This is a genomic window from Pseudothauera lacus (assembly GCF_003034845.1).
Taxonomy (GTDB): domain Bacteria; phylum Pseudomonadota; class Gammaproteobacteria; order Burkholderiales; family Rhodocyclaceae; genus Pseudothauera; species Pseudothauera lacus.
Genome location: NZ_PZKC01000001.1, coordinates 217062 through 229670 on the forward strand (window position 1 = coordinate 217062; position 12609 = coordinate 229670).

The 12609-nt window shown below is 66.7% G+C and carries 15 protein-coding genes; 6 read left to right on the forward strand and 9 right to left on the reverse strand.

From position 1 onward, the window contains the following. Positions 1-115 precede the first annotated feature (115 nt). From dapC to C8261_RS01000, 6 genes are read left to right on the forward strand one after another with little or no spacing between them, the layout of a single operon-like run. The gene (dapC, locus tag C8261_RS00975; protein ID WP_107491781.1) at positions 116-1312 is read left to right on the forward strand and encodes a succinyldiaminopimelate transaminase; all 1197 of its coding nucleotides are present in this window, start codon (positions 116-118) and stop codon (positions 1310-1312) included. A 17-nt stretch (positions 1313-1329) separates the two neighbouring features. Beyond that, the gene (gene dapD / locus C8261_RS00980) at positions 1330-2151 is read left to right on the forward strand and encodes a 2,3,4,5-tetrahydropyridine-2,6-dicarboxylate N-succinyltransferase (RefSeq protein ID WP_107491782.1); all 822 of its coding nucleotides are present in this window, start codon (positions 1330-1332) and stop codon (positions 2149-2151) included. Between the two features lie 44 nt (positions 2152-2195). Then, a complete protein-coding gene (locus C8261_RS00985) occupies positions 2196-3383 on the forward strand; it encodes a PilT/PilU family type 4a pilus ATPase (protein WP_107491783.1) in 1188 nt (395 codons plus the stop codon). A 41-nt stretch (positions 3384-3424) separates the two neighbouring features. Beyond that, a complete protein-coding gene (dapE, locus tag C8261_RS00990) occupies positions 3425-4579 on the forward strand; it encodes a succinyl-diaminopimelate desuccinylase (protein WP_107491784.1) in 1155 nt (384 codons plus the stop codon). A 7-nt stretch (positions 4580-4586) separates the two neighbouring features. Next, a complete protein-coding gene (gene prmB, locus C8261_RS00995) occupies positions 4587-5516 on the forward strand; it encodes a 50S ribosomal protein L3 N(5)-glutamine methyltransferase (protein WP_107491785.1) in 930 nt (309 codons plus the stop codon). Positions 5517-5529: 13 nt separating this feature from the next. Continuing rightward, on the forward strand, positions 5530-5985 hold the full coding sequence (locus tag C8261_RS01000) for a response regulator (RefSeq protein ID WP_107491786.1): 456 nt from the start codon (positions 5530-5532) through the stop codon (positions 5983-5985). Positions 5986-5993: 8 nt separating this feature from the next. Here the strand turns inward: C8261_RS01000 and iscX are convergent, their stop codons facing one another. From iscX to iscR, 9 genes are read right to left on the reverse strand one after another with little or no spacing between them, the layout of a single operon-like run. Then, a complete protein-coding gene (gene iscX, locus C8261_RS01005; RefSeq protein WP_107491787.1) occupies positions 5994-6188 on the reverse strand; it encodes a Fe-S cluster assembly protein IscX in 195 nt (64 codons plus the stop codon). Then, on the reverse strand, positions 6188-6529 hold the full coding sequence (gene fdx, locus C8261_RS01010) for an ISC system 2Fe-2S type ferredoxin (RefSeq protein ID WP_107491788.1): 342 nt from the start codon (positions 6527-6529) through the stop codon (positions 6188-6190). Before fdx ends, iscX begins: the two co-directional genes overlap by 1 nt. Then, positions 6526-8394, reverse strand: coding sequence for a Fe-S protein assembly chaperone HscA (gene hscA / locus C8261_RS01015; protein WP_107491789.1), 1869 nt, complete (start codon positions 8392-8394; stop codon positions 6526-6528). Before hscA ends, fdx begins: the two co-directional genes overlap by 4 nt. Further along, on the reverse strand, positions 8394-8924 hold the full coding sequence (gene hscB, locus C8261_RS01020; RefSeq protein ID WP_107491790.1) for a Fe-S protein assembly co-chaperone HscB: 531 nt from the start codon (positions 8922-8924) through the stop codon (positions 8394-8396). Before hscB ends, hscA begins: the two co-directional genes overlap by 1 nt. A gap of 21 nt (positions 8925-8945) precedes the next feature. Beyond that, positions 8946-9269: an iron-sulfur cluster assembly protein IscA gene (gene iscA, locus C8261_RS01025; RefSeq protein ID WP_107491791.1), complete on the reverse strand. Its 324-nt coding sequence runs from the start codon at positions 9267-9269 to the stop codon at positions 8946-8948. A 17-nt stretch (positions 9270-9286) separates the two neighbouring features. Beyond that, positions 9287-9670 (reverse strand): Fe-S cluster assembly scaffold IscU, encoded by a 384-nt coding sequence (iscU, locus tag C8261_RS01030; RefSeq protein WP_107491792.1) that lies wholly within the window; start codon positions 9668-9670, stop codon positions 9287-9289. 26 nt (positions 9671-9696) lie between these two features. Then, positions 9697-10908: an IscS subfamily cysteine desulfurase gene (locus C8261_RS01035; protein WP_107491793.1), complete on the reverse strand. Its 1212-nt coding sequence runs from the start codon at positions 10906-10908 to the stop codon at positions 9697-9699. 33 nt (positions 10909-10941) lie between these two features. Next, the gene (locus C8261_RS01040) at positions 10942-12090 is read right to left on the reverse strand and encodes a cysteine desulfurase family protein (protein ID WP_107491794.1); all 1149 of its coding nucleotides are present in this window, start codon (positions 12088-12090) and stop codon (positions 10942-10944) included. A gap of 11 nt (positions 12091-12101) precedes the next feature. After that, the gene (gene iscR, locus C8261_RS01045) at positions 12102-12590 is read right to left on the reverse strand and encodes a Fe-S cluster assembly transcriptional regulator IscR (RefSeq protein WP_107491795.1); all 489 of its coding nucleotides are present in this window, start codon (positions 12588-12590) and stop codon (positions 12102-12104) included. Positions 12591-12609: the final 19 nt, after the last annotated feature.

Here is a 12609-nt window from a genome sequence, read left to right on the forward strand (position 1 = left end):
CGGCCAAGGGCGCGCCATGATAACATCTTCGCCCTTCCGCCCTGCGCGGAATGCCGGCTCCGCCGACGCCCTGCCTGCCCCTGGCGCCCGATCAGCATCGCAAGCGAACATCGCCGTGAATCCGAATCTCTCCCGTCTGCATCCCTACCCGTTCGAAAAACTGCGCACCCTCTTCCAGGGCATCGAGGCGCCCGCCGGGCTGAAGCCGATCCGCCTGTCGATCGGCGAGCCGCAGCACACCACCCCGGCCTTCATCCTGCAGGCGCTCGCCGACAATCTCGGCGGCATGGCCACCTACCCCACCACGCAGGGCAGCGATGCGCTGCGCGAGGCCATCGCCGGCTGGCTGATGCGCCGCTACGCCCTGCCGGCGATCGATGCAGCCAGCCAGGTGCTGCCGGTGAATGGTTCGCGCGAGGCGCTGTTCGCCTTCGCCCAGTGCGTGCTCGATGGCAGCAAGCCGGGCGCAAAGGTGGTGTCGCCCAACCCCTTCTACCAGATCTATGAAGGGGCCGCCCTGCTGGGCGGTGCCGAACCGGTGTTCCTCAACAACACCGCTGCCGGCGACCGCTTCGGACCGAACTTCGACAGCCTGCCGGAATCCGTGTGGCGCGACGTGCAACTGGTGTTCGTGTGTTCGCCGGGCAATCCCACCGGCCGCGTACTGACCCTGGAGGAGTGGCGCCAGCTCTTCGATCTGTCCGACCGCCACGGCTTCGTGATCGCCGCCGACGAGTGCTATTCGGAGATCTACTTCGACGAGACCGCCCCGCCGCTCGGCGCCCTGCAGGCTGCGCAGCAGTTGGGGCGCGGCGACTTCCGCAACATCGTGATGTTCTCCAGCCTGTCCAAGCGTTCCAACGTGCCGGGCATGCGCTCGGGCTTCGTCGCCGGCGATGCGGCGGTGCTGAAGGACTTCCTGCGCTACCGCACCTACCACGGTTGCGCGATGAGTCCGGCGGTGCAGGCCGCTTCGGTGGCGGCGTGGAACGATGAAGCGCACGTGCTGGAAAACCGCCGCCTGTACCGCGAGAAGTTTGCCCGCATCACCCCGCTGCTCGCCCCCTGGCTGGAAGTCGAACGCCCCGACGCGGGCTTCTACCTGTGGGCACGCACGCCCATCGCCGACACCGAGTTCGCCCGCCGGCTGCAGGCTGAATATAATGTGACCGTCCTGCCCGGCAGCTTCCTCGCCCGCGAGGCCGCCGGCATCAACCCCGGCGAGCGCTACGTGCGCATCGCGCTGGTGGCCGAACCCGGTGAATGCCTGGAAGCGGCCGAGCGCATCGCCGCCTTCTGTCAAAAACTCTGAACAACGGATACCTCCCCATGCACGCATTGCAAAAGATCATCGACGACGCCTTCGAAAACCGTGCCAGCCTGTCGCCCGCCGCCGCCCCTGCCGAGGTGCGCGACGCGGTCGCCGAGGTGATCGCCGGGCTGGACGCCGGCACCCTGCGGGTGGCCGAGAAGAAGGACGGCCAGTGGGTGGTCAATCAATGGATCAAGAAGGCGGTGCTGATCTCCTTCCGCCTGCGCGACAACGAGGTGATGAACGCCGGCAGCCTGAACTTCTTCGACAAGGTGCCGACCAAGTTCGGCGACTACACCCCGGAGCAGTTCCAGCAGGGTGGCTTCCGCGTGGTGCCGCCGGCGGTGGCGCGCAAGGGCAGCTTCATCGCCAGGAACGTGGTGCTGATGCCGTCCTACGTGAACATCGGCGCCTATGTGGATGAAGGCAGCATGGTCGACACCTGGGCCACCGTGGGCTCCTGCGCGCAGATCGGCAAGAACGTGCACCTCTCCGGTGGCGTGGGCATCGGTGGCGTGCTGGAGCCGGTGCAGGCCGGTCCGGTGATCATCGAGGACAACGTCTTCGTCGGTGCGCGCTCGGAAGTCGTGGAAGGCGTCATCATCGAAGAGAACGCGGTGCTGTCGATGGGCGTGTACATCGGCATGAGCACCAAGATCTACGACCGCGAGACCGGCGAGGTCCACTACGGCCGCGTACCCGCCGGCTCGGTGGTGGTGCCGGGCAGCCTGCCCTCGGCCGACGGCAAGTACAGCCTGTACTGCGCGGTGATCGTCAAGAAGGTGGACGCCCAGACGCGCGCCAAGACCGCCATCAACGACCTGCTGCGCGGCGCCTGAGCGCTGCCCCGCCCCTGCCCTGCCCTGAACCGGAGCCCCCGCCGATGATGTTCGACAAGCTGTTTCAGCTGATGGCCGACAAGCAGGCCTCAGACATCTTCATCTCGGCGGGTGCGCCCATCCACATCAAGATCCAGGGCCACACCATGCCGATCAACCAGCAGGTCATGGAGCCACCCATGATCAAGCGCATGGTGTACGAGATGATGAACCCGGAGCAGATCGAACGCTTCGAGCGCGACAAGGAGCTCAACCTCTCCTTCGGACGCCGCGATCTGGGCAACTTCCGCGTCAACGTGTTCTGGCAGCGCAACAGCGTCGGCATCGTGGTGCGCTACATCCAGGGCGACATCCCCACCCTCGATCTGCTCGGCCTGCCCAATACGCTGGCCGACGTGGTGATGGAGAAACGTGGCCTGATCCTCGTCGTCGGCGCCACCGGTTCGGGCAAGTCGACCACGCTGGCGTCGATGATCGACCACCGCAACCGCAACAAGTCCGGGCACATCCTCACCGTCGAAGACCCCATCGAGTATCTCTTCAAGCACCGCAAGTCGGTCGTCAACCAGCGTGAAGTGGGCATCGACACCCACAGCTGGCACGAAGCGCTGCGCAACGCCATGCGACAGGCGCCGGACTGCATCCTGATCGGCGAGATCCGCGACCGCGAGACCATGCAGGCCGCGCTGGCCTATTCGCAGACCGGCCACCTGTGCCTGGCCACGCTGCACGCCAACAACGCCTACCATGCGCTGAACCGCATCGTTAACTTCTTCCCGCTGGAAAACCGCCCGCTGCTCTATCTCGATCTGGCGGTGGCGCTCAGGTGCGTCATTTCCCAGCGTCTGGTGCGCAAGCCCGACGGCAAGCGCATCCCGGCGGTGGAAATGCTTATGAACACCCGCCACGTCGCCGAACTGGTCGAGCGCGGCGAACTCAACGCGGTCAAGGAGGCCATGGAGCAGAGCCTCGCGCCCGGCTCGCAGACCTTCGAGCATGACCTCTTCCGCCTCTATCACGAGAAGGTCATCACCCTCGACGAGGCACTGGCCAACGCCGACTCGCCGACCAACCTGCACTGGATGATCAACAACGCCCAGTTCGAAAGCACGCCCGCGCAACAGGCACGCCAGAAAGGCCCCGATCCGGTCATCGACTTCGAACGCACCCAGCCCGACGGCACCTCGTTCCGCGAATTCACCCTGCACATGGACGACGACAGCGGCAACTGAGCCGCCGGCGCGCCCTGGGCACCACCTTTCACCGGATTTTCATGTCGACCCCCAGCACCACCCCCACCCTGGCGCTGGCGAGCGAGCTCATCGCCCGCCCCTCCGTGACCCCCGAAGATGCCGGCTGCCTTGAGCTGATCGGCGCACGCCTCGCCCCGCTCGGCTTCGAGCTCGAACGCATCGACAGCAAGGGCGTCAGCAACCTGTGGGCGCGCCGCGGGCGCAGCGCCCCGGTGCTGTGCTTCGCCGGCCACACCGACGTCGTCCCCACCGGACCGCTGGAGGCCTGGAACAGCCAGCCCTTCATTCCCGCGCTGCGCGACGGCTTCCTCTACGGTCGCGGCGCCGCCGACATGAAGACCTCACTGGCCGCCTTCGTCACCGCCATCGAGACCTTCGTCGCCGCCCACCCCGACCATCCCGGCTCCATCGCCGTGCTGCTGACCTCCGACGAGGAAGGCCCGGCCACCGATGGCACCGTGAAGGTAGTCGAAACCCTCGCCGCACGCGGCGAGCGCCTCGACTGGTGCGTGGTCGGCGAGCCGACCTCGGTCAACACCCTTGGCGACATGATCAAGAACGGCCGCCGCGGCTCGCTTTCCGGCACCCTGCGGGTGCGCGGCATACAGGGCCATGTCGCCTATCCGCAGCTGGCGCGCAACCCCATTCATGAGCTCGCCCCGGCCCTCGCCGAACTGGCCGCCACGCGCTGGGACGAGGGCAACGAGTTCTTCCCGCCCACCACCTTGCAGGTCTCCAACATCCGCGGCGGCACCGGGGCCACCAACATCATCCCCGGCGAGTGCGAGGTGCTGTTCAACTTCCGCTTCTCCTCGGCGAGCACTGCCGACGAGCTGAAGGCGCGTACCCATGCCGTGCTCGACCGCCACGGCCTCGACTACCAGCTCGACTGGCAGCTCTCCGGCAAGCCCTTCATCACCGGGCGCGGCCGTCTGGTCGCCGCGGTGAGCGCGGCGATCCGCAGCACCACGGGCGTGGACACCGAGCTGTCGACCACCGGGGGCACCTCCGATGGCCGCTTCATCGCCGACATCTGCGCCGAAGTGGTCGAATGCGGGCCGGTCAATGCCACCATCCACAAGGTCAACGAGTGCGTCGCGGTGGATGCCGTCGAAGCGCTCGCCGAAATCTACCGCCGCACCCTGGAAAACCTTCTGCTGGACACGCCCGCCTGAGCCCACGATGAACGACGTCAACGAACACCACGATGAGCATGAACACGAGCACGGCCCGCTCGCCGAGCTGGTCACCCTGCGCGACTGGCTGCGCTACGCGGTGACGCGCTTCAACCGCGGCGGCGTGTTCTTCGGCCATGGTTGCACGGACGCCTACGACGAGGCCGCCTGGCTGCTGATGGCCACCCTGGCGCTGCCCCTGGAGCGTCTCGAACCCTTCCTCGACGCCTGCATCACCTCCGAGGAGCGCGACGAGCTCTTCGCCCGCATCAACCGCCGCGTCGATGAACGCGTCCCCACCGCCTACCTGGTCAATGAGGCCTGGCTGGGCGAATTCCGCTTCTATGTCGACGAGCGCGTCATCGTACCGCGCTCCTTCTTCGCCGAACTGCTCGAAGACGGCTTTGCCCCCTGGGTCGATGATCCCGAAGCCGTCGGCAGCGCGCTCGACCTGTGTACCGGATCGGGCTGCCTGGCAGTGCTGATGGCCCATGCCTTCCCGCAGGCCGGAATCGTCGCCGCCGACCTCTCCACCGATGCCCTTGAGGTGGCTGCTCGCAACGTCGCCGACTACGGCCTCGACGAGCGCATCGAGCTGGTGCGCAGCGACGTCTTCGGAGGTCTCGCGGGGCGACGCTTCGACCTCATCATCAGCAACCCGCCCTATGTCACCGCGGCGGCGGTGGCCGCCCTGCCCGCCGAATACCTCCACGAGCCGCAGATGGCCCTGGGTGCCGGTGAAGACGGCCTCGACGTGGTGCGCAGGCTGCTCGCCGAAGCGCGCGAACATCTCAATCCTGGCGGTATACTGGCCGTAGAGGTGGGGCACAACCGTGCCCTGGTCGAAGAAGCCTTCCCCAACCTGCCACTGACCTGGCTGTCCACCCGCGGCGGTGAGGACATGGTCTTCGTGGTGCGCCGGGAAGATCTCAACTGAAGGAGCTGAGCGCATGGCAGACGGTCGCCCGATCCTGCTCGTCGAGGACAATCCCGACGATGAAGCCCTCACCCTGCGGGCCTTCGGCAAGAATCACATCCAGAATCGCGTCGTCGTGGCGCACGACGGCGTGGAAGCGATCGACTACCTGTTCGGCACCGGTGGCCACCAGGGCCGCGACACCTCGCAGATGCCGGCTGTGATCCTGCTCGATCTCAAGCTGCCGCGCATCGATGGCCTTGAGGTCTTGCGTCGCATCCGCGCCGACGAACGTACCGAGCTGATTCCCGTGGTGGTGCTGACCACTTCACGCGAGGTGCAGGACATCCGCGAGGCCTACCGCCTCGGCGCCAACAGCTACATCCGCAAACCGGTGGATTTCGAACGCTTCATCGAAGCGGTCGGCCAGCTCGGCGTGTACTGGCTGTCGCTCAACGAAGCCGCGGAGCACGGCGCCTACGGCTACTGAGCGCGGGCTCAGGCGACCTCGTCGATCCAGGCCTGCTGGATGGCTTCGAGGATGCGCTCGCCGCAGCGCGCAGGGTCGTCGTCGAATTCCGGCAAGGCCATCACCCAGCGCATCAGATCGACGAAATTGACCTTCAGCGGGTCAACGTCCGGGTGGGCGTCGCTGAGCTGGATGGCGATCTCCTCGACTTCTGTCCACTTCATCAGTGCTTGCCCTCCCGGGCCATGTTGATGGTGTAGCGCGGAATCTCGACCACCAGCGGCGTGCTGCCGACCACCGTCTGACAGGACAGACGTGACTGCGGCTCCAGGCCCCAGGCCTTGTCGAGAAGGTCTTCCTCGTCCTCGCTGGCCTCGCCAAGACTGTCGAAACCCTCGCGGACGATGACGTGGCAGGTCGTGCACGCGCACGACTTCTCGCACGCATGCTCGATCTCGATGCCGCTGGCGAGCAGCGCGTCGCACAGCGAGTCGCCGGGACGGGCGTCGATCACCGTGCCTTCCGGGCACAGTTCGACGTGGGGAAGCACGATAACCTGGGTCATAGCGGAATCTCGTCTACCTTGTGGCCGGCCAGTGCGGCCCGCACGCTGCGGTCCATGCGCCGCGCGGCGAAATCTGCAGTAGCGCGCGCGAGCTCGTCGATCAGGCGGCGGATGCGGTGGTGATCGCTGGCACCGCAGGCCGCGCGCAGTTCGTTGATGGCGGCGGCAATCGCCGCGCGCTCCTCGCCGTCGAGGAGGTCGCCGTCCTCGCCCAGCGCGTGTTCGGTGGCCTCGATCAGGCGCTGACCTTCGACCTGCTGTTCGCGCAGCGCACGGGCGCGCATGTCGTCGTTGGCATGATCCACGCCAGCACGCAGCATGCCGGCAATCTCGTCGTCGGTGAGACCGTAGGACGGCTTGACCAGTACGCTGGCCTCCACGCCCGAGGACATCTCGCGCGCCGACACCGACAGCAGGCCATCGGCATCGACCTGGAAGGTCACCCGGATGCGCGCCGCGCCGGCCACCATCGGCGGGATGCCGCGCAGTTCGAAGCGCGCCAGCGAGCGGCAGTCGGACACCAGCTCGCGCTCGCCCTGGACGACATGGAAGGCCATCGCCGTCTGCCCATCCTTGAAGGTGGTGAACTCCTGCGCACGGGCGATCGGCAGGGTGGAATTGCGCGGCACCAGCTTCTCGGTCAGCCCGCCCATGGTTTCCAGACCGAGCGACAGCGGGATGACGTCGAGCAGCAGCCAGTCGTCCTCGTCCTTGCGGTTGCCGGCCAGCACGTTGGCCTGGATGGCCGCGCCGAGCGCCACCACCTTGTCGGGGTCGAGGTTGGTGAGCGGCTCCTGGCCGAAGAACTCCGCCACCGAGCGCTGGATCTGCGGCATGCGGGTGGCGCCGCCGACCATCACCACGCCCTTCACCGCTTCGGCGTCGAGTCCGGCATCGCGCAGCGCCTTGCGCATCGGCGCCAGGGTCTTGCGTACCAGATGTGCGGTGATGTCCTCGAACTGCTCACGGCTGATGCTGAGGCTGATCTCCTCACCGCTGCCCAGACGCACGTGAATCGGCGCCTCGGCACAGGAGGTGAGCAGCTCCTTGGTTTCGCGGGCCTTCATCTGCAGCAGGCGGGCGTCCTCCGAGGACGGCGGCTCGATGCAGGCCTGATCGAGGATCCAGCAGAACAGGCGATGATCGAAGTCGTCCCCACCGAGGGCGGCATCGCCGTTGGTGGCCAGCACCTCGAAGATGCCGCGCGAGAGCTTGAGGATGGAAAGATCGAAGGTGCCGCCGCCGAGGTCATACACCGCATAGACACCCTCGGAGGCATTGTCGAGGCCATAGGCCACCGCTGCCGCGGTGGGTTCGTTGAGCAGCCGCAGGACATTCAGCCCGGCAAGGGTGGCCGCATCCTTGGTGGCCTGCCGCTGGGCATCGTCGAAATAGGCCGGCACGGTGATCACCACCCCGGTGAGCTCGCCGCCCAGCGAGGCTTCGGCTCGCCGGCGCAAGGCCCTGAGGATCTCCGCCGAGACTTCCACCGGACTCTTCACCCCCTGCACCGTGCGCAGGCGCACCATGCCCGGAGCGTCGATGAAGTCATAGGGGCTGGATTCGACGTGGGCGACGTCCTTCAGCCCGCGGCCCATGAAACGCTTCACCGAGACGATGGTGTTCTTGGGGTCGCGTGCCTGCGCCTGCATGGCGGCACACCCGCATTCGATACGGCCGTCGGCATGGTAACGGACCACAGAGGGCAGCATGGTGCGCCCTTCCTCGTCGGCGAGGCAGACGGCGATGCCGTTGCGCACGGTGGCCACCAGGGAATTCGTCGTACCCAGGTCGATACCGGCGGCAAGACGATGCTTGTGCGGTTCGGCGGACATGCCGGGTTCGGCGATCTGCAACAGTGCCATCAGCTTTCCAGTGCCTCCAGGGCCTCGTCAATGTCGTTCTGCAGTTTTTCGATGAACATCATCCGCCGCGCCGTATCGGCCGCGGCCTGCAGGTCGTCGGCAGCGAACTGCGCCTGCAGTTCGGCGAGCACGCTGCGACCATGCTGGCGCAGGCGCTGGTGAAGGTGCTCGAGCTCGCCGACTTCGCCACCGGCGCGCGCCTCCTCCACCGCCTCGCGCCATTCCATCTGTTCCATCAGGAAGGCCGCCGACATCGCGGTATTGGTCTCCAGGCCGCTGTCCACACCGCGCACTTCAAGCAGGTAGAGGGCACGCGCAAGCGGCTTGCGCAGGGTACGGAAGGCTTCGTTGACCCGCGTCGCCCACTGCATCGCGCGGCGGCGGTCGGCGTCGGGCAGGTGGGCGTGGCGATCCGGGTGCACCTCACCCTGCAGGGCGTGGAAAGCCGCCTCCAGCGCCCCCTCGTCGATGTCGAAGCGGCGCGGCAGGCCAAACAGGGCGAAGTAGTCCTGCTGCAGGTCAATGCTCATAAGGTGTTGTGCAGGCCGGGCTCAGACGTTGAAGCTCTCGCCGCAGCCGCAGGCATCCTTGACGTTGGGGTTGTTGAACTTGAAGCCCTCGTTGAGCCCTTCGCGGACGAAGTCGAGCTCGGTGCCGTCGATGTAGGGCAGGCTCTTGGGATCCACCACTACCTTCACGCCATGGCTCTCGAAGACCAGGTCCTGGTCTTCGGTGGCGTCGACGAACTCGAGCTTGTAGGCCATTCCCGAACAACCCGAGGTACGCACCCCGAGACGGATGCCGTAGCCCTTGCCACGCTTGGCAATGAAGTTGGAGACGTGGCGGGCAGCGCTTTCGCTCAGCGTCACAGCCATGATGCAGACCTCCGTTGTCAGCCTTCGTGCTTCTTCTTGTAATCGGCCACCGCCGCCTTGATCGCGTCTTCGGCGAGGATCGAGCAGTGGATCTTCACCGGCGGCAGTGCCAGTTCCTCGGCGATCTGGGTGTTCTTGATCTCCAGCGCCTGATCGATGGTCTTGCCCTTCACCCATTCGGTGACCAGCGAGCTGGAAGCGATCGCCGAGCCGCAGCCGTAGGTCTTGAACTTGGCGTCCTCGATGACGCCGTCCTTGCCAACCTTGATCTGCAGCTTCATCACGTCGCCACAGGCAGGGGCGCCCACCATGCCGGTGGCGACGCCTTCCTCTTCCTTGGCGAAGGAACCGACGTTGCGGGGATTCTCGTAGTGGTCGAGGACCTTTTCGCTGTATGCCATTTTTGCTTGCTCCTGTTACTGGGCGCTCAGTGCGCGGCCCACTGCACGGTATCCAGATCGACGCCTTCCTGCACCATTTCCCACAGCGGCGACAGTTCGCGCAGCTTGCCGATCTTCCTGTGCAGCAGGGCGATGGTGTAATCGATCTCTTCCTCGGTGGTGAAGCGCCCGATGGTGAAACGGATCGAACTGTGGGCGAGCTCATCGTTGCGCCCCAGCGCGCGCAGCACGTAGGACGGTTCCAGGCTCGCCGAGGTGCATGCCGAACCGCTGGAGACGGCGACATCCTTGATCGCCATGATCAGCGATTCGCCTTCGACGTAGGCGAAGGAGATGTTGAGGTTGTGCGGCACGCGCTGCTCGACGTCGCCGTTCACATAGGTCGCCTCGATGTCCTGCAGGCCCTTCAGCAGCTTGTCGCGCAGCGCACGGATGCGGCCGTTCTCCGCCGCCATCTCCTCGCGGGCGATACGGAAGGCCTCGCCCATGCCGATGATCTGGTGGGTGGCCAGGGTGCCCGAGCGCAGGCCGCGCTCATGGCCGCCGCCGTGCATCTGCGCCTCCAGGCGCACCCGCGGTTTGCGCCGCACGTAGAGCGCACCGATGCCCTTGGGCCCGTAGGTCTTGTGCGCCGAGAAGGACATCAGGTCCACCTTCAGCGTGGCCAGATCGATCTCCACCTTGCCGGTGGCCTGGGCCGCGTCGACGTGGAAGACGATGCCCTTCTCGCGGCACAGCTCGCCGATCTCGGCGATCGGCTGGATGACGCCGACCTCGTTGTTCACGTACATCACCGAGATGACGATGGTGTCGGGCCGGATCGCCGCCTTCAGCACCTGCAGATCGACCAGGCCGTTTTCCTGGACGTCGAGATAGGTGGCCTCGAAGCCCTGGCGCTCGAGTTCGCGCACGGTGTCGAGTACCGCCTTGTGTTCGGTCTTGAGGGTGATGATGTGCTTGCCCTTGCCCTTGTAGAACTGCGCCGCGCCCTTGATGGCGAGGTTGTTCGACTCGGTGGCGCCGGAGGTCCAGATGATCTCCTTGGGGTCGGCATTGACCAGCGCGGCAACCTGCTCGCGCGCCTCCTCGACGGCCTTTTCGGCCTCCCAGCCATAGGCATGCGAGCGGCTCGCCGGATTGCCGAAATGCTCGGTCAGCCAGGGGATCATCTTCGCCGCCACACGCGGATCGACCGGCGTGGTCGCCGAGTAGTCGAGGTAGATGGGGAACTTGAGCATTGCGTTTCTCCGCAGATCGTTCGTGTTGTTGCTTCAGGCCGCCAGCGCGGCCAGATTCCTGAGTTCCTGCGCCTGTGCGGCCAGCGTTTCGACGAAACGACGCAGTTCCGCGGCGCTGCTGTCGCGCCCCAGGCTGACCCGCAGGGCGCCGCGTGCGCGTTCGGGCGCAACGCCCATCGCCAGCAGGGTGTGCGAGGGCTCCGGGTTGGCGCTGGAGCAGGCCGAGCCGCTGGCGCAGGCAAAGCCGGCGCGGTCCAGACGGCCCACCAGGGTTTCGCCGTCGATGCCGTCGAGGGCGAAGAATACGGTGTTCGGCAGGCGTGCGGCAGCCGCGGAAAACACCGTGGCACCGAGCGCGCCGAGCGCCTCCTGAAGTTCGTCGCGCAGCGCCGCGAGCCGGCTCTGCTCGTCCGCAAGGCGGGCCACGGCGAGCTCGCAGGCGACGCCAAAGCCGACGATCGCGGCGACGTTCTCGGTGCCCGAGCGCAAGCCGCGCTCCTGCCCGCCACCGGCAATCAGCGGCGCCAGTTCGACGCGCTTGTCCACCACCAGGGCGCCAGCGCCCAGCGGTCCGCCGATCTTGTGCGCCGACAGGCTCAACGCATGTACGCCGAGGGCGCGGAAATCCACCGCCACCTTGCCCAGCGCCTGCACCGCGTCGCTGTGCAGCCAGCCGCCGCTGCGGCGCACGTCGGCGGCCAGCGCGGCGATGTCCTGCAGCACACCGGTTTCATTGTTGGCCAGCATTGCCGAGACCAGCGCCGGGCGTTCGGCCAGCGTGCGCTGCCAGTCGGCGGCATCGATGCGGCCCTCGCCATCGACGGCAATCTCGCGCAGCGTCCATCCCTGGCGGCGCAGCTGTCGTGCCGGTTCGCGCACGCAGGGATGTTCGATGGCGCTCACGGCGACCACGGCGGGTTTGCGCAAGGCTGCGGCGCCCTTGAGGAAAAGGTTGTTGGCTTCCGATCCGCCGCTGGTGAACACCACCTCACTGGCGTGCGCCCCCACCGCCGCAGCCACCCGCGCGCGCGCTTCGTCGACCGCCGCGCGTGCCTGACGGCCATACTCGTGGCGACTGGAGGCATTGCCGAAACGCGTCCCCAGCCACGGCAGCATGGCCTCGCGCACCGTCGCGTCAAGCGGGGCGGTGGCGTTCCAGTCGAGGTAGACGGGGGCAAACATGGCAGTCGGACTCAGGCCGCGGAGACCGCCGCTTCACGCAGCGCCACCATGGCGCGGCGACGCACGTCGACGATCACGCCGACATCGGGGTCGGGCTTGATCTCGCGATGCACCAGCGCACTCAGGGTGACCGAGGCGAGGTACTCGTACATGCGCTTGTTGAGGTTGGTCCACAGATCGTGGGTAAGGCAGACGTGCTCGTCGTGGCAGTTCTGCTTGCCGCCGCACTGCGTGGCGTCGAGCGGCTCATCGACGGCAACGATGATGTCGGCGACGGTGATGTCCTTCATGTCGCGCGCCAGACGATAGCCGCCGCCGGGGCCGCGCACGCTCGAAACCAGCTTGTAGCGGCGCAACTTGCCGAACAGCTGCTCAAGGTAGGACAGGGAAATGTTCTGACGCTCCGCGATACCGGCGAGGGTGACCGGTCCGCCGCCCTGCCGGGCTGCCAGATCGATCATCGCCGTGACGGCAAATCGTCCTTTGGTGGTCAGTCTCATGATTGCTCCTCGCGCTCTC

Bases quoted from the DNA above. Each gene is read 5' to 3' on its own strand.
- dapD (WP_107491782.1), top strand. From the start codon at position 1,330: ATGCACGCATTGCAAAAGATCATCGACGACGCCTTCGAAAACCGTGCC.
- C8261_RS00985 (WP_107491783.1), top strand. From the start codon at position 2,196: ATGATGTTCGACAAGCTGTTTCAGCTGATGGCCGACAAGCAGGCCTCA.
- dapE (WP_107491784.1), top strand. From the start codon at position 3,425: ATGTCGACCCCCAGCACCACCCCCACCCTGGCGCTGGCGAGCGAGCTC.
- prmB (WP_107491785.1), top strand. From the start codon at position 4,587: ATGAACGACGTCAACGAACACCACGATGAGCATGAACACGAGCACGGC.
- C8261_RS01000 (WP_107491786.1), top strand. From the start codon at position 5,530: ATGGCAGACGGTCGCCCGATCCTGCTCGTCGAGGACAATCCCGACGAT.
- iscX (WP_107491787.1), bottom strand. From the start codon at position 6,188: ATGAAGTGGACAGAAGTCGAGGAGATCGCCATCCAGCTCAGCGACGCC.
- fdx (WP_107491788.1), bottom strand. From the start codon at position 6,529: ATGACCCAGGTTATCGTGCTTCCCCACGTCGAACTGTGCCCGGAAGGC.
- hscA (WP_107491789.1), bottom strand. From the start codon at position 8,394: ATGGCACTGTTGCAGATCGCCGAACCCGGCATGTCCGCCGAACCGCAC.
- hscB (WP_107491790.1), bottom strand. From the start codon at position 8,924: ATGAGCATTGACCTGCAGCAGGACTACTTCGCCCTGTTTGGCCTGCCG.
- iscA (WP_107491791.1), bottom strand. From the start codon at position 9,269: ATGGCTGTGACGCTGAGCGAAAGCGCTGCCCGCCACGTCTCCAACTTC.
- iscU (WP_107491792.1), bottom strand. From the start codon at position 9,670: ATGGCATACAGCGAAAAGGTCCTCGACCACTACGAGAATCCCCGCAAC.
- C8261_RS01035 (WP_107491793.1), bottom strand. From the start codon at position 10,908: ATGCTCAAGTTCCCCATCTACCTCGACTACTCGGCGACCACGCCGGTC.
- C8261_RS01040 (WP_107491794.1), bottom strand. From the start codon at position 12,090: ATGTTTGCCCCCGTCTACCTCGACTGGAACGCCACCGCCCCGCTTGAC.
- iscR (WP_107491795.1), bottom strand. From the start codon at position 12,590: ATGAGACTGACCACCAAAGGACGATTTGCCGTCACGGCGATGATCGAT.